The sequence below is a fragment of the Marinobacterium nitratireducens genome (genome assembly GCF_014645375.1).
Taxonomy (GTDB): Bacteria; Pseudomonadota; Gammaproteobacteria; order Pseudomonadales; family Balneatricaceae; genus Marinobacterium_A; species Marinobacterium_A nitratireducens.
Genome location: NZ_BMLT01000007.1, coordinates 240,043 through 256,366 on the forward strand (window position 1 = coordinate 240,043; position 16,324 = coordinate 256,366).

Below are 16,324 nucleotides of genomic sequence, written 5' to 3' on the forward strand. Positions count from 1 at the left end.
ATCAGCGCCGATCCTGACGTAACGCTCGAATTTCAGCATCGTACGTATCCCGCACACGCTCGAGCTTATCGCTCAGTGTGAGTACGCGTTCACGCGCGTCGGACAGGGCCTGCTCCAGTCGCTCGCCGCGGGCCGTTTCTTTGGCCAAGGCCTCAGTCGTCGACGCCAGGCGCTCCTGGAGCGCGTTGGCACTGACGTTCGCCAGCGCCAGGTCCTGTTCCGTCTGTTTCGAATGGGACAGCGCCGACAGGGCACGCTTTTCCGACGCCCGCAGATCTTGCGTCAGTTCACCATTCAATCCTTTGAGCGCCTGCAGCTCATCCTGCAGGCGCGCGACCTGTTCGGCCACCAAGGTGGCTTTCTCTGCGGCCAACCGGCTGCGTTCCTGTTCCAGCGCCAGCGCGTGCGTGGCTTCACGGTTGCGGCTATCGAGCTGCCCCATCGCGTCCTGGCCCTGGGCCAGGCGCTCGGATAAGGCGGTATTGAGGGCGTCAAGCTCGGTGACACGGTGTTGCAGGGCCTCGGTTTCGTGGCGGCTGGCGTCGAGCTGCTGCTGAGCCATCTCCAGCTGCGCGTCCCGTTGCTGGAGCTCGGCCAGCAGTTCGGCGCGCAGCGCCTCCCGGGCCTGTTCAGCCCCTGCAAGCTGCGCCTTCAAGCCGGCATTGTCATCCTGGATCTCGGCCAGACGCTGGCTGGTGTCCTGATCGGCGCGGCTGTACGCCATCGACCAGAGCTGACCGGCCAGCTCGAAGATCTCGTCCGGAATCCCCGGGCGCGACCGACTGTCGCGGACTTCACCGGCGAGCTGGGCCCAGAAGTCATTCAGGCCATTGCCGATGGTGGTGTTACTGGCCCCGTAGTGGGGATCCTGCTGCTTGAGCCGCGCGCGAACGCTCTGTTGCGAGGGTTTTATGCCCTCGATCAGCAGTTCGTACGCGGCGGCGATGACCAGACCGCGGGCGGAGGTTTCGCGTTCTTCCGACATTTTACCTATACCCTGTTGTCACGTGTTTATGTGTTTTTTAAAACTATATCACAATGTTATCCAACATCAATTTTAGCTAATTTCATGTTGATCGATTCCAGACAGGAGGTGCAAAAACAAAATATCATGATAACTGTGATTATCGGTATTTATAGAAATGCGACCGTCGACCGCGGTATACTGCGCTGAAAACAGTGGCTGTTTGCGCGCATGAACACGACCGACCAGAGGGCCTTTCCCGCCCTGTTTACCCATCAATCCCGCGAACTGGTCATCAGTCCGTTCAGCATTCCGCCTGAACTGGACGGCAGTAGCGGCACCTGGCGTGAAGATCGCCTGGACAATATGCTCGGCGTGAATACGGACCGGGAGGCAATCGCCCGATGGGTCCACAGCAAGCATGGCTCCGCCCAGACTCAGCGCACGTACCGCAAAGAAGCGGAGCGCTTCCTGCTGTGGTGCTACGCCATCCGTGGCATGCCCATGAGTTCGCTGAACCCCGATGACTTTCAGCAGTACCGGCTGTTTATGGAAAACCCGCCCAGCGACTGGGTCGCGGACAACCCCTACGCCCGCCAACACCCCAAGTGGCGGCCGTTCGTCCAAGGCACCAGTGCCAGGTCGGTACAACAGGCCCTGACGATCCTGAATGCGCTCTACGCCTACCTGGTGAAAACAGGCTATCTGCGCCGCAATCCACTGGCAGTGTTTATCGGCCACCAAAGCAGCGAGGCAAAACGTCGAAGCCAGGCGGGGAGCACCGGCCAGAGCCATAAGCAGTTCAGCCGTTCGGAATGGTCGGTCGTACTGCAACAGGTCAACACGCTGTACAGCCCCGGTATGACCGAGCGAGAGGCGCTCAAGTACGAGCGTTTACGCTGGGTCGTCGTGCTGATGATGGAGACCGGCCGGCGGATTGCGGAAATTACGAACCACCCGATGTCAGCGTTCTACTATAAGGAGGACGATTTAGGTGTGCGGCAATGGTGGTTCGTGGTGACGGGCAAAGGGGGCAAACGCCACGAGGTACCGGTGAATGATAAGCTGCTAAAAGCCCTTCAGCGCTTTCGAAGCCGGCTAGGCCTCACCCCCTACCCTGGCCCGCGGGAAATGACGCCGCTGGTGCCGAGCCTATATGGGCAGAACCAGACCAATCCGTCGCTGCCCACCTACACCCAAGGGATACAGGCGTCACAGCTGTATAAAACGCTGAAGGCCCTGTTCCGTGAGGCGGCTGCGTCGATCCGGGACGCCGACCCAGAAGCGGCCTCACGCCTTGAGCACGCTTACCCCCACATGATTCGGCACACGGCGATCACCCGTGCAGGAAAACAGATGGACCTGCGCCAGCAGCAAAAATGGGCGGGCCACGCCGATCCACGCACGACGCTTATCTACAATCATGAGGATGAGAATGCACTCGTAGATGCCACGCAGAAAATGGGGCGTGATGGTTGGTGAGTGTCGATCCACTAACATTACTAGAAGCCGGATGTTTTAACAGGCTGTTGAAAAGCTGACTCTCTTTAACAGCCCTGTCTGTTTTTTGTGCGGTTTTGGCTGAGTTTCACCCGATGTTCTGGTTGTTTTTACGCCAAGGTTCCCGGTGTGTGCGGGTCACTACCGGCCTCCAGGTAAACTACGCCTGGTGCATTGGTTCAAGGCTACGAGCGATGGGAGGCGTTGTTAGAACTTCCCGACCCAGATGACCGGCACGTCGTAGCTGCCGCGATTGAGGCTGAAGCGGAATTTATCGTGACCTTTAACCTTCGAGAATTTCCGCGTGAAGAGTTGGACAGTTATGCTATAAGCGCCATAAGTCCAGATGACTTTCTATGCGACATACTGTGACTGGAGCCTGCCAAAACCTTAACAGCGATAAAACGCCATCGCGCCCGCTTAAAATACCCACCCAAAACGGCAGAAGAGTATATCGATGCTTTGGACAACGCAGGCCTCAGAATTTTCGCGTCAATATTACGTGAAGACAAGGAACTCATATAATAACAAGCAAACTACTGTATTCTACCAGGCTTCCTGCAATGCATTTGCCCGTAACTGGGATCCATCTCGGGTAAATCAATGTACAAAACCCGGATCCTTCAGCGGCCGCGCCCGGCACATTGCCGACGTTAATAAAATCGCTTTTTAGTGATATCGAGTGTATTAGTTCTCGCTTAGACTAAATTGGGTTAAGTCTGCTCGGAAGGTTCATGCCGTCTGACAATGATCAAATAAAGTCCCTTTTGTACTGAACCCAGTGTCACCCATCGTTAACCCAGCATCATTATATTGTGAAAATTTTTGATATTTGGTTCATTCTACAGCCCGTATCTGGAAGCGATCTCGGTAAGCACCTGGGCTCATACCAACTCTTTGACGGAAAAGCCTGGTGAAAGAGCTGGTATCGCTATATCCGACCTGACCGGCAATCTCATCAACGCTTTGCGAACTGGTATCAAGCAGCGCACGTGCTGATTCCAGACGCAAGTCCTGCAAATAAGCCAACGGTGTTTGATCCAGTACCGAGCGGAATCGCCGTGTCAGAGTTCTATCGCTAACAGCAAGCGCATCGGAGAGTTCTGAGATTCTGACACTTTTAGTCATATTGTTCTGTAACCAGTTTTGAGCCCGGTGTACCAGAGCATCGGAATGGTCCTTTTTTGCAAGAAGTGGAAGATAGGGAATTTGGTTGGTCTGGTTCACGTCGATCAGCATGGTCTTCGCACACTGGGATGCTATGACAGGCCCGGCGAAACGCTCAATGACCCGCACGGTCTGAATCAAATAAGATGCTGACGCGCCCGCACAGATGAGCCGGTCCATCTCCGTGAGGACGGGCTGCATTTGCAGGTCAACCGCCGGGAACTTATTTCTGAATTGTCGTTCCAGCCACCAAGTCGTCGTTGCCGTGCGTGCATCTAGCAGCCCTGTTTGGGCCAGAATGAACGTTCCTGTGCAGTTGGCGGCAATCCAAGCCCCTGCGCGCCATTGTGACGCTAGCCACCTGCAAACCCGCTCCTGCTGGTTGAGAAATCTATCGAACTGGCGATGTCCACCGTAGAAAATACTGGGAACGAACACTAGGTCATAGTGGTCTTGCGACCCCGGTTTCTGGGTATGTAAAGGCAAGCCATTACTCGCAATTACGGGACCACCCGATAGCGACACGAAATGCCATTCGAATAGTTCGGATGCCGTTGCCCTGGAAATCCGCAGATGTGAGTTTGCAACGAGGAGAATGTCGGCAAAACCCGCCACACTGGAGGCATAGCAGTGGTCGAAGGTGAGGATAGCGGCTCGTGGCATGTTTTGACCTAATTCGCATATATAGTGTCATTTTCGACACTTTGTGCCATCAGTGTATTCCTGTCAAATGGGCTAAGAAAATTGCCAAGTCAGTCATTACACGAGGTTACAACCATGGAAAAAGTCGAATCCGTTAAGTGCAGTGTCCAGGATGGGGTTTTGCATATCTGCATTGACCGACCGGAGAAGCGTAACGCGCTCACGATGCCCATGTTCATCGCCATCACCGAGGCCCTCAGGGAGGCCGACCAAAGAGGCGACGTGCGCTCAATATTAGTAACGGGTAATGGTGACGTTTTCTGTGCAGGACATGACTTGAAAGCCTTCGAGGAATGGCCTCAGCAGCGGCATGATCCAGTTCCAGCCTTCTTCCACGCCATTGCAGATGTGAGGAAACCTTTGGTGATCGCGGCGCACGGTTCTGCTGCTGGGATTGGCGTGACATGGCTGCTGCATGCTGACTGGGTGGTGACAAGTGCTGAAACGACCTTCAAGCTGCCTTTCATCGATTTGGGCATATCACCTGAGGCTGCGAGTTCGCTGTTGCTGCAACGTGCGATTGGGCTCCCGCGTGCCAAGCGCTTGCTATTCAGCGGCGAGACATTCACAGGTGCTGACGCTTATGAATGGGGACTTGTTGCGGAGCTTTCCTCCCCAGCGGAGATGCGCACACGAGCAATGGAGCGTGCAACGCTTCTCGCATCGAAAGATCCCTTTATGTTTCGACGCATCAAAGACTGGTTGCACCCGAACAGTGATGAGCATCACGAGCGAATAGACCAAGAGGTGGCCGAAATTAATGCTGCGGTAGAGCGTAAGCGCAAGGCCAGCCAGTAAAAAGCTTTCCTTTAAAGTGACAACCGTAGTCAATAGCGTGCAGAGCACCATCTGGAACATCACCCCCGGTGCCTGCAACGCTATCGGTGTGATGACTACATCCTGTGCTATCTCGATATCCACCCAATCGCAGTATTAAGGGCGCAATATGGAAGCCAAGGCGGCAAGCGAGCGGTCGGCAGACCCGCTCTATCTTGAAGATATACAGGTTGGTGATCTTGTCGAAACCAAAGAGTTCACTGTGACGCGGGACATGATCATTGCCTTTGCGGAACAGTACGACCCCCAGCCAATGCATCTCGACGAAAAAGCAGCGCATGACACGATTTTCGGGGAGTTGGTAGGTAGTGGCTGGCAGACGTTGGTACTAACCATGCGGCTGCTGGTAGACGCACGTCTTTTGGGGGGCACGCCACTTATCGGGGCAGAGTTAAAAAACATACGGTTTCATGCCCCCATGCGCCCGGGGAACACATTGCGAGCGGGTGCTGAGGTCACGGCTATTCGCCCCTCAAAAAGCCGTCCAGATCGCGGATTTATCGATTTGAAGGTGACAACAAGGAATGCTGACGGTATGACACTCGCCACTCAGAATTGGAGTCTGGTTATGCCGCTCCGGTCAACATCTCCTGAAAGAAACTACAAGTGAGTTGCCATTCGTTTTTTGAAATCAATACATGCACTCGTTCTGAGCATGACGAAAAAGACTGAGTTGTGGTTTCCGGGGACAGTATACTCTGTCTCAGTTCACCAATGTCCGCTTCGGGTCGCGGGCAGCATCTGGCCGACTGTTCTTAGCCACTATTTTTCCGTAACTACTGAATTGACATCAATAGCTCAAAATATTTTCCCCTGTCACGACGCTAACCCGGATATTGCGGCATAAACAAGAAAGGCGATTTGGTTTTTTGTTATAATTCAAGTGCTTACGTCGAATATAACAACCAAATCGCCCATGACAGATTGTAACCCGACTCTACCCTTATTAGCACGCTGCAAAGGCCGTCAAATCCAAACCAGTTTTGAAGGTGGCAACATCACCTCGAATGCCGGCGTCATGCTGCTGCGGCAACTCGACAGCAACCTCGATTTGACTCGTTCGATTGCCCGTCGCATCCAGGATCCGCGTGACCCTCGCCGCTGTACGCACCAGCTTGAAACGATGCTGCACCAGCGTATCTTTGGGCTGGCGCTTGGCTATGAAGATTTGAATGACCATCAGTATTTGCGACAGGACTTGGTGCTGCAGACCGCCGTCGGGACCGACCAGGCATTGGCCAGCCAGTCGACGTTGTGCCGCTTTGAACTCAACGCTGACCGCCGCTGGGCGGTGGCGATCCACGAGGAGCTGATCGAGCAATTCGTCCGCTCCTATCGCAAGCCGCCGAAGCGCTTGATACTCGATTTCGATGCCACGGATGACAGTGTCCACGGGCAGCAGGTGGGGCGGCACTTCCACGGTCACTACGATGGATATTGCTTCCTCCCCTGTGCATGTATTCTGTGGTCAAAAGCTACTGGTCAGCTACCTGCGCCCGGCCTACGAGGATGCTGCCAAGCACGCCTGGGCGATCCTGGCCTTGCTGACCAAGCGACTTCGCGCCGAATGGCCGGATGTTCAGATCATCTTTCGCGGCGATAGCGGATTCTGTCGGCACCGCTTGCTACGCTGGTGTGAGCGTTGCAATGTCAGCTACATCGTCGGCATTGCCACGAACAGCCGGCTGGAAAAGCTGGCGCTGAAACGGCGCCACGAGGCGGCTGTCCGATTCCGTGACACCCGCGTTAACCCGCGCCTGTTCACCAGCTTTGAGTATGCGGCGAAGAGCTGGAAGAAGTGCAAACGTCGCATCATCGCCAAGTGCGAGTTCTCCTATCAGGGCCCGAATAACCGCTATGTCGTGACCAATCTACCCGGTGCACCGAAGTGGCTGTATGACCGGCGCTACTGCCTGCGGGGCGAGATGGAAAACCGGATCAAAGAACAGAAGTGGCTGTTCTCGGACCGCACGAGTTGTCACGAGTGGTGGCCCAATCAGTTCCGCCTGCTGCTGTCAGGGCTGGCGTATGTGCTGCTGGAACGGCTCCGCAGTGGTTATCTGCGCGGCACACGCTACGTGCGCGCACAGGTCACAACCCTGCGACTACGCCTTCTGAAAATCGGTGCGGTCGTTACACGGAACACCCGGCGTATCCGGATCATGATGAGCAGCCATTATCCCGACCAAGTACTGTACGCGCAGGTGATGCGCAAACTGTTATCCGGATAGCAACGGTGGTGCTGTCCCCGGCACGGTATAAACAATGGGGTTTGGGGAAGCTGCGCCCGAAAACCGTCTTTGATCGTTTATTGATCAGTTTTTTCTTACCGTGAACAGCATGGCTCTTATAGCAACGGGCTCCGGGGCCGCCTCAAACATCTGATGCAACATGCGGGTTAGCTCCCTGTTTGTTGGTCAACGAGTGAAGTATTTACGTGATCTGCCCCGGACTATCTGGATACAGTCTTTGTTTGATTCAGGCAGCTTCGCCTGACCCATTCAACTGGCGAGTTTTGTTTCGGCAACAAGTGGCCGCTTGGACAGTGCGGCCATTTTGGGCCGCCTGCGGCCTCGATCCAGGATTGAAAAAGCCCGGCCGAGATGGTGGGAAACCGGGGTGTCGGCCTCACCTGAATGAATAAACCGCCCCAGAGGCTGGGGCGGTTCAGGAGGGCGCTAAAAACAAAGTATCGACATAACTTCGTCAGCTACCCCCGCAAGCATGGAAGCATCTGAGGGTCGGGCCCTGTACGATTCCTTCAAGCCCCGATGTGACCGCACGTGCGTCAACCTTCAACACCGCTCAAGGTACCCGCCATGGCGAAAACAAGGCGCTTGCTGGATTAGCCAAGCTCGCTGGTTTTGACCGGGCGGCACTCGATAACCGATTTGAGCGCAGCTTCGGCCAGCACCAGCGCCTGGCGACCATCTTCAAAACCGACGTCCGGAGCGACGCGGTTCTCGATCGTATCGACAAAGGCGTCGATCTCGGCAGCAAATGCCTCGGCATAGCGGTCAATGAAGAAGTTCAGGAGCGGCGCGCCCTGGCCGGTAAAATCCCCGCGGTGCAGCGTGGTCATATGAGGGCGACGGTTTTCCGAGACCGCCATGCCTTCACTGCCGAAGGCTTCGACACGCTGGTCGTACCCATAGGTCGCTTTGCGCGAGTTGTTGATGATGCACTGTTTGCCGCTGGCGGTGGTGAGGACGACCGACACCGTGTCCCAGTCATTCAGGCGCTCCATCAGCGCGGGGTTGACCAGGCGTGAGCCGGTCGCGAAGACTTCGGTCACCTCTTCGCCAAGGATGAAGCGCGCCATGTCGAAATCATGGATCGTCATATCGCGGAAGATGCCGCCCGAGGCTTCCATATAGGCGTCCGGAGCCATCCCCGGGTCGCGGGAGGTGATTACCACTTGGTGCAGGTCGCCAATCTGGCCTGCCTCGATCGCCAGGCGAACGGCCCGATGACCCGGATCGAAGCGGCGGACGAAACCGAGCATGATCGGCAGTTCCGAACCTGAAATGTTTCTTGCGCAGACGTTCACACGGTCCAGCGACAGGTCGATCGGCTTTTCGCACAGTATGGGCTTGCCCGCTGCTACGGCTTGCTCGATGAAATCGGCGTGGGTGGGGGTCGAGGTCGCGATCAACACCGCGTCAACGTTCTCGGAAGCGAAAACGTCCTCGGCCGAAGCGAAGTTGGTGACGCCCAGTTTTTGCGAGACCTCGGACGCTGCCGGCGCGAAGACGTCGAAGACGCCAGCGAGCTCCGCGCGCGGATGCGCGTGGATGTTTTCGGCGTGCATACGTCCGATACGCCCGCAGCCAAGCACTGCAATTTTAAGCATGGGTTATTCTCCTGGAACTGGTGCGCGCCACAGCGTTATCGGAGGCGCTTGTAGATGGCAGCAGTGAGGCTGTCTACACTGTAGATGCCGGGTTCAGGCCGGACAAGGGTTGAAGCGCCGGTCGGTGTCCCCGACCGGCCACCCCCTCACATCAGTTTTTCGTCTTGTACTGCGCCAGATTCTCATCGGTGACGAGTTCGAACGGGATAACGTTCTTGGACTCGTACGTCTCGCCGCGAATGATTTTCAGCAGGGTATCAATCGATCCTTGACCCTGGCCTTTGGCAGACTGATAGACTGTCACATCCAGGTCACCCGCTTCGAGCGCGGACAGCGCATCCTGCGTCGCGTCCACACCGCCAATGACGACGTTATCCATCGACACACCGGACGCCTTCAGGGCCTGAATCGCACCCAGCGCCATTTCGTCGTTGTTGGCGATAACGCCCTTGGGCTGAATGCCGGCACTGATCCAGTTGGTCATCAGGTCCATCGCCGGGGTGCGCATCCAGTTCGCGGTTTGTTCGTCAACAACTTCGATGTTCTTACAGTCGTCCGACGCAAGTACATCATGTGCCGCTGCGGTACGACCACGCTGGCCGGTCGTGCCAAGCTGCCCCATCAGGATCACGGCTTCACCTTCGCCGCCCATCTGCTTGCACATCTCAGTAGTCTGCAGCAAGCCGGCCTGGTATTCATCCGAGCCCACCCAGGCCTGCTTCTCCGGGAAGCTGTCCATATTGGACGGCAGCATGTTGACGAAGACGAGTGGTATTCCAGCGTCTTCGGCAAGTTGCGAGATCGATTTACCGAAGTCAGCATCGACCAGCATCACGATGATCCCGTCGACGCCGGAGACGATGAAGTTCTCGACCTGTGACTGCTGACGCGCTATGTCGCCCTGACCGTCCGAAAACTGAATATCCACACCATTGAGCTCATCGGCATGCGACTGCATGTTTTGACGCAGAACGGTGAGGTAATTGTCATCAAAGAGTGACATGGCGACACCGATGGTCTCGGCTTGAGCTACTGTTCCCATCAGGGCGCTGCCCAATACAATTGTGCTCAGAAGCTTTTTCATATTTATTTTCCTCTTAGCTAGCAATTACGGCAGTTTTACTGCCGAGGTTTGAAGCGGATTTATCCACGGTTGATGTTTTCCGCTACGAACTTGATTTAATAGTCTCAGTGGACCACCAGGCATAGCTCCGCCGACGCCCGGCGATTTTCGCCGAGCGTTTCCTAGAAACTCTGCAGGCAGTTTTAAAACAGCGTTACAAGAATCAAACTGCTACCGGCGTAAGCCAGGGCTGACCCTCGGCTTCGTGGCTATCGACCACCGCATCGACGAAGGCAACCCCTTTCAGTCCATCGTAGGCCGAGGGCAGGTTTTGGCCGATCACACCCGGCTCACGTCCGCTCTGTCGCGCGCGAATCGTTTCCGCGAACCCTGCATACAAATTGGCGAAGGCTTCCAGGTAACCTTCCGGATGCCCCGGCGGCGTGCGCGTACGCACCTTGGCGTCGTCGGACAGGTCATCGGCGCCACGTTTGATGATCTGAGTACGACCATCGAGCGGAGCCAGCACCAGGTCATTGGGCTGCTCCTGGAACCAGGACAGCGAGCCTTTTTCGCCAAAGACACGCAGCCGGACGCCGTTGGAATTGCCTAACGCTACCTGCGAGGACCACAGCAGGCCGCGTGCGCCCCCTTCATAACGCAGCATCACATGGGCGTTATCATCCAGCGCCCGCCCTTCGACGAAGGTCGCCAGATCCGCGGTCAGCGACTCCAGTTTGAGGCCGGTAACGAAACCCGCAAGATGATAGGCATGGGTGCCGATGTCGCCGATCGAGCCACCACGGCCATTCTTTTTGGGATCGGTGCGCCAGGAAGCCTGGGCATTTCCCTGCTGTTCAATCGCGGTCGCCATCCACTCCAGCGGATATTCGACCTGCACGGTGCGTACGCGTCCGATTTCACCGGCCGCTACCCGGACCCGGGCTTCATGCACCATCGGGTAACCCGAGTAGGTATAGGTCACGCCGACAAAACGCCCGCTCTCGCGCGTCAGCTTCTCGAGCGCAATCGCATCCTCGAGCGTGGCCGTGATCGGCTTTTCGCAGATCACGTCAAAGCCCGCCTCGATAAAGGCACGCGCAATCGGGTAATGGGTGAAGTTCGGCGTGCAGATCGCCACGGCATCGATCCGATCCTCACGTGCTCGCTCACCAGCGATCATTTCCATGTAGTCGCCGTAACTGCGATCCGGAGCTATGCCCTGGGTCAGGGCAAAAGCCCGGCCACGCTCGGCATCCACATCGAAGGCACCCGCAACAAGCTGCCAGGCGCCGTCGAGACGCGATGAAATGCGATGAATGTTGCCGATATAAGCGCCCTGGCCACCGCCTACCATGCCAAGACGAAGGGGTCGTTGATAGCTCATTTGTCCTCCAGCCCGAGCATCGCCCGGTTGGCGCTGCGATTGGCGCCGGATTTTACGAAGTCGTCAAAAGCGCGATCCGAGACCCGGATGATGTGGTCGTCGATGAATCGCGCGCCCTCGATGGCGCCATCTTCCGAGTTCTTGAGGAAACATTCCCACTCCAGCACCGCCCAACCGTCGTAGTCGTAGGTCGCGAACTTCGAAAAGATCGCCCGGAAATCGACCTGACCATCCCCCAGAGAACGGAATCGCCCTGCCCGCTTCGACCAGGGCTGGTAGCCGCCATAGACACCCGACTTGCCATCGGGACGGAACTCGGCGTCTTTCACGTGGAAGCATTTGATCCGGTCGTGGTAATGGTCGATGAAGGCCAGGTAATCGAGCTGCTGCAGCACGAAGTGCGACGGATCGTACAGCATGTTCGCCCGTGGATGCTGTTTGACGCGCTCGAGAAACATCTCCCAGGAGTGACCGTCATGCAGGTCTTCGCAAGGGTGGATCTCGTAGCAGACGTCCACGCCATACGCATCGAAATCGTCCAGTATCGGCGTCCAGCGCTCGGCCAGTTCACCGAAAGCCTCGTCCACCAGCCCCTCGGGCCATTGCGGATAGGGGTACAGATAAGGCCACAGCAGCGAGCCGGAGAAGGTGACATGCCGGTCGATGCCCAGACGTTGCGACGCGCGGGCGGCGAAGCGCAACTGTTCCTCGGCCCAGGCCCGACGCGCCGCCGGATTGCCGCGCACGCATTCGGGCGCGAAGCTGTCCATGATCTGGTCGTGAGCCGGATGCACGGCCACCAGCTGACCGGTGATGTGCGACGCCAGCTCGGTGATTTCGAGGCCGTGATCGGCCAGGAGCCCCTTCATCTCGTCGCAATAGGTCTCGCTCTCGGCGGCCTGCTTCATATCGATCAGACGGGTATCCCAGGTGGGGATCTGCACGCCCTTGAAGCCCTTGTCGGCCGCCCACTTGGCGAGCGACTGCAGGGAATTGTAGGGCGCCTCGTCGGTAGCGAATTGCGCCAGGAAAACGCCCGGTCCCTTGATGGTCTTCATTTTAAACCTCCAACGCGGCGGACGGCACGGGCGCGTCGTCATAACCGCCATAGACCGACTGATCAAACGGAACCACAGCGCCCGTCATCATGCCGCTATCGTCAGATGCCATCCACAGAACCGCGCGGGCGACTTCGTCGGGATCGAGGATGCGACCAAAAGGCTTCTTGGCTGCCTCGCGATCAAGGAAATCCGGATCCCCGGTTTCCATGGCGACAAGCTTGCGCTCATGGTCCGAGTTCATCCACCCGATGTCCAACTGGTTGACGTGGATACGGTTGCGCATCAAAGCGAAAGCCGCGTTTCGCGTCAGCGTGGTCAACGCGCCTTTCGACGTGGAATAGGGCGACAGGAATGGCTGGCCTGCAAGTTCAGACATTGTGCCAATGTTTATAATGCGGCCTTCAATCCCTTCTCGGATCATGATCTTTGCCGTGTCCTGAATCAAAAAGAACGGCGCGCGTGTATTCACAGCTATCATCTTGTCGAACAAGTCGGGTGTGGTATTAAGGATATTGCCCCTGTCTGTTAATCCAGCGGCGTTCACGAGAATATCCACCCGCCCGAAATGCATGTCGGCCTGCGCGATAACGTTGCGACAGTCCGCCACAACACCGAGGTCAGCCTGAACGAAGTGCGTCTGAACGCCGGTCTCTTCGGTAATCGAGGACGCGACTGCGTTGCCTTTCTCGACACCGCGTCCGCAGACGACGATGCCCGCCGCACCGGCCCGCGCGAAAAGACGGGCGATCGCGGCACCCAGCCCTTGAGTGCCGCCCGTCACGACACACACTTTTCCGTTAATTGAATTCATTTTTGTTCTACCTCATAACCTGCTGCCGCCATGACACGCATGAGTTCTTGATGGCCCTTCTTCGCCATGTCCAGTGGCGGATTGGCGACGGGATCCTGCTCCGCTTCAACCACGAACCAGCCTTCATAGCCCTTAGCCGCCAGCGCCGTGACAATGCTTTCGAAATCCAGCGAACCATCGCCGGGCACCGTAAAGGCCCCCTTGACGACCGCATCCAGAAAACTCTCCTTGCTGCGGTCAAGCCCATTCACGACATCCGCGCGGATATCCTTGCAGTGCACCTGAATGATGCGACTGTGGTACTTCTCGATAACACTCAGGGGATCTCCGCCCGCAAACACCATATGACCGGTATCGAACAGCAGCGGCACTGTGGAGTGCTGCATGAAGATGTCGAGTTCGGCCTCGGTTTCGATCGCCGCCCCCATATGATGATGGTAGGCGATGGGCATTCCCTGCCCCTGGCACCAATCGGCAAATTCCGAGACCTTGCGCGCATAGGCGGCGATCTCTTCCTCGCTGAGCTTCGGCTTAGTGGCCAAAGGCGCCGAAGCCACGCCCTGGATCGAGCGTGCGGTCTCGCCATAGACGATACAGGGCGCCTGCGCGGCCTTGAAAAAGGCCAGCTGCCGGGCAATCCGTGCCTTCTCCGTCTCGATGTCGCCGTCGAGCAGCAGACCCGAGAACCAGCCGCCGCAGACCGAGATGCCGAACTCGTTGAGGATGGGTCCGAGTTCCTTCATGTCCATCGGAAATCGACGGCCGGTCTCCATGCCGGTGAAACCGGCAACCGACGCCTGCCGCAGGCATTCCTCGAGACTGACGTCATCCGAAAGTTCAGGCAGGTCGTCGTTCCACCAGGCAATGGGGGCGATCCCCAGTTTCGCTTTCAGCATCATTTAAACTCCTACGCGCTGTTTCGAACGGATGACGTCATGAGCTTCCCGCGCCTTGCGGACGCTCTCGTGCGCCGAGACTTCAGGCACACCGACATCCCAGTCCGCATCCCCCGGAACCCAGGCATAGGCGTCGGAAACGATGGTGAGGAGCGTGGTGCGGTCATTGCTCTGTGCCCACTCCATCGCCTCTTCCAGCTCTTCCAGGCTTTCGCATTTGCGCGCATAGGCACCCATCGACTCTGCGTGTTTGACAAAGTCGACGTGGAGCGGATTTTCGGGATTCTGGATCCGGCAGTCCTTGAGCAGGTTGTTGAAACCAGGGACACCCTTGAACTGCTGCAGGCGGTTGATGACCGCATAGCCGCCGTTGTCGCAGACGACGACGATCATTTTGTGCCCCGTCAGAACGGCGGAATAGATATCCGAATTCATCATCATATAGGTGCCGTCGCCGAGCATGACGATGGGCGTGCCACCGGTCGCGCCCGGGCCATCCTGCGCCATGGCGCAGCCCCAGCCGGCGGCGATCTCGTAGCCCATGCAGCTGAACCCGAATTCGCAGTCGAAGGTATTGGGATTTTTAACCCGCCAGCCCTTGGTGATTTCGCCAGGGGTACCACCCGCCGCGCCGATCAGCGTATCGTTCGGACGCGCCACCTTGTTGAGCACGCCAATCACCTGTGCGTAGGAGGGAATGGCTGCATCGGTGGGCGCCTGGTGCTGGTCCAGTAGTGCGTTCCACTCATCGAAGAGCCCTTTCGCCTTGGCCATGTAGCTTGCCGGCATCGCAAAGTCGCCCAATGCGGCGTCGAGTTCGGTCACCGTCTCGAGTGCGTCGCCGACCACCGCTACCGCACGGTGTTTGATGGCGTCCCAGCGTGCCGTGTTGATTGAGATGAATTTCGCGTCCTTGGAGAAGGCGGTCCATGAACCGGTGGTGAAGTCCTGCAGGCGCGTGCCGATGGCCAGGATCACATCCGCCTCGGCCGCAAGCGCGTTGGCCGATGTCGAACCGACGATTCCAATGGGGCCCGCGTGAACCGGGTGGTCATGGGTCAGAGCGCCCTTGCCCGCAATGGTCTCCACCACGGGAATGCCGCGCTTCTGCGCAAAGGCCGCAACCTCGTTCTCGGCGATGGCGTAGCGTACGCCGCCACCGGAAATGATCAGGGGCTTCTTTGCCGTCCTGAGCACCGCAACGGCCTCTTCTACCGCCCGGCGGTCCGGACGCGGACGCGGGATCGACCAGACCTTCGGTTCGAAGAAGGCTTCCGGGTAATCGAATGCCTTTTCCTGGGTATCCTGCGCCAGGCCGATGAATACCGGACCACAGTCAGCCGGGTCGAGCATCGTGGCAAGCGCCTGCGGCAGCGAGGTGATGATCTGTTCGGGGTGGGTAATACGATCCCAGTAGCGCACCACCGGTTTGAAGCTGTCGTTTACCGTCACGGTCGGATCGTTGAAATGTTCGACCTGCTGCAACACGGGATCGGGCAGACGATTGGCAAAGGTGTCGCCCGCCAGGAGCAGGACCGGCAGTCGGTTCGCCATCGCCGTACCCGCCGCAGTCACCATATTGATGGCGCCCGGGCCGATCGACGTCGCCGCGATCATCGCCTGACGACGACGCTTGGCTTTGGCGAAGCCAACGGCTGCAAGCGCCATCGACTGTTCATTCTGCCCGCGCCAGGTCGGCAATTGATCCTGTACTGCCTCGAGCGCCTCGGACAGGCAGGTCACGTTGCCATGACCGAAGATGCCAAACACCCCTGCAAATAACGGGACACGCTGGCCGTCGATTTCCACGAACTGATTGCAAAGGTAACGAACAAGGGCCTGAGCCATAGTGCATCGAACGGTAGACATAGCTTCTCCTTCACACGGTCTGCTACGCGCAAGCGTCGTAGCCTTGTTATTGTTGCAATAAACATTATTGCAAGATTATCCAAATTGCAACTTTTATTGCAATGAAAATTGCGCGGTGGTTGCAGCAGGAGGATTAGGCGTTTTCAGGAGGGCGCGGAGCCGGCAAATCGACGTCTATCAGCGGGTCTGCGCGAGCGATGTCGGGGCATCGATA

14 protein-coding genes and 1 pseudogene are annotated in these 16,324 nt (G+C 57.4%); 6 read left to right on the forward strand and 9 right to left on the reverse strand.

Features of this window, described 5'->3' with window-relative positions; genetic code table 11:
* Position 1 precedes the first annotated feature (1 nt).
* A complete protein-coding gene (locus IEX85_RS15135; RefSeq protein WP_188861446.1) occupies positions 2-985 on the reverse strand; it encodes a DNA-binding protein in 984 nt (327 codons plus the stop codon).
* 210 nt (positions 986-1,195) lie between these two features.
* On the opposite strand from IEX85_RS15135, the gene IEX85_RS15140 reads away from it, so the two are divergent.
* The 3 genes from IEX85_RS15140 (at position 1,196) to IEX85_RS24305 (ending at position 2,989) form a co-directional block, all read left to right on the forward strand.
* The gene (locus tag IEX85_RS15140; protein ID WP_188861447.1) at positions 1,196-2,446 is read left to right on the forward strand and encodes a tyrosine-type recombinase/integrase; all 1,251 of its coding nucleotides are present in this window, start codon (positions 1,196-1,198) and stop codon (positions 2,444-2,446) included.
* 192 nt (positions 2,447-2,638) lie between these two features.
* Positions 2,639-2,836, forward strand: a complete 198-nt coding sequence (locus IEX85_RS24240; protein ID WP_373290918.1) for a PIN domain-containing protein — start codon at positions 2,639-2,641, stop codon at positions 2,834-2,836.
* Positions 2,837-2,989: a VapC50 family PIN domain-containing toxin gene (locus IEX85_RS24305; RefSeq protein WP_505718475.1), complete on the forward strand. Its 153-nt coding sequence runs from the start codon at positions 2,837-2,839 to the stop codon at positions 2,987-2,989.
* A 312-nt stretch (positions 2,990-3,301) separates the two neighbouring features.
* Here the strand turns inward: IEX85_RS24305 and IEX85_RS15150 are convergent, their stop codons facing one another.
* Entirely contained in the window at positions 3,302-4,294 is a 993-nt protein-coding gene (locus IEX85_RS15150; protein WP_188861449.1) for a GlxA family transcriptional regulator, read from the reverse strand.
* Between the two features lie 114 nt (positions 4,295-4,408).
* Between IEX85_RS15150 and IEX85_RS15155 the strand changes: the two genes are divergently transcribed.
* The 3 genes and pseudogenes from IEX85_RS15155 to IEX85_RS15165 all read left to right on the forward strand — a co-directional run bounded on the left by IEX85_RS15155 (position 4,409) and on the right by IEX85_RS15165 (position 7,401).
* Entirely contained in the window at positions 4,409-5,131 is a 723-nt protein-coding gene (locus IEX85_RS15155) for an enoyl-CoA hydratase/isomerase family protein (protein WP_188861450.1), read from the forward strand.
* A 148-nt stretch (positions 5,132-5,279) separates the two neighbouring features.
* The gene (locus IEX85_RS15160) at positions 5,280-5,780 is read left to right on the forward strand and encodes a MaoC family dehydratase (protein WP_188861451.1); all 501 of its coding nucleotides are present in this window, start codon (positions 5,280-5,282) and stop codon (positions 5,778-5,780) included.
* Between the two features lie 306 nt (positions 5,781-6,086).
* Positions 6,087-7,401: pseudogene (locus tag IEX85_RS15165) on the forward strand (IS1380 family transposase).
* 614 nt (positions 7,402-8,015) lie between these two features.
* Here the strand turns inward: IEX85_RS15165 and iolG are convergent.
* The 7 genes from iolG to iolD form a co-directional block, all read right to left on the reverse strand.
* Positions 8,016-9,023 carry an inositol 2-dehydrogenase gene (gene iolG / locus IEX85_RS15170; RefSeq protein ID WP_188861452.1) on the reverse strand — a complete coding sequence of 336 codons (1,008 nt, stop codon included), beginning with the start codon at positions 9,021-9,023 and terminating at the stop codon, positions 8,016-8,018.
* A gap of 151 nt (positions 9,024-9,174) precedes the next feature.
* The gene (locus IEX85_RS15175) at positions 9,175-10,107 is read right to left on the reverse strand and encodes a substrate-binding domain-containing protein (RefSeq protein WP_188861453.1); all 933 of its coding nucleotides are present in this window, start codon (positions 10,105-10,107) and stop codon (positions 9,175-9,177) included.
* Positions 10,108-10,309: 202 nt separating this feature from the next.
* Positions 10,310-11,473: a Gfo/Idh/MocA family protein gene (locus tag IEX85_RS15180; RefSeq protein WP_188861454.1), complete on the reverse strand. Its 1,164-nt coding sequence runs from the start codon at positions 11,471-11,473 to the stop codon at positions 10,310-10,312.
* Complete coding sequence (locus tag IEX85_RS15185; RefSeq protein ID WP_188861455.1) at positions 11,470-12,531, reverse strand: sugar phosphate isomerase/epimerase family protein; 1,062 nt, start codon at positions 12,529-12,531, stop codon at positions 11,470-11,472. Before IEX85_RS15185 ends, IEX85_RS15180 begins: the two co-directional genes overlap by 4 nt.
* A 1-nt stretch (position 12,532) precedes the next feature.
* Positions 12,533-13,345 (reverse strand): SDR family oxidoreductase, encoded by an 813-nt coding sequence (locus tag IEX85_RS15190; protein WP_188861456.1) that lies wholly within the window; start codon positions 13,343-13,345, stop codon positions 12,533-12,535.
* The gene (gene iolE / locus IEX85_RS15195; protein ID WP_229721952.1) at positions 13,342-14,244 is read right to left on the reverse strand and encodes a myo-inosose-2 dehydratase; all 903 of its coding nucleotides are present in this window, start codon (positions 14,242-14,244) and stop codon (positions 13,342-13,344) included. Before iolE ends, IEX85_RS15190 begins: the two co-directional genes overlap by 4 nt.
* Positions 14,245-16,110 carry a 3D-(3,5/4)-trihydroxycyclohexane-1,2-dione acylhydrolase (decyclizing) gene (iolD, locus tag IEX85_RS15200; RefSeq protein ID WP_188861457.1) on the reverse strand — a complete coding sequence of 622 codons (1,866 nt, stop codon included), beginning with the start codon at positions 16,108-16,110 and terminating at the stop codon, positions 14,245-14,247. It lies immediately after the preceding gene.
* Positions 16,111-16,324: the final 214 nt, after the last annotated feature.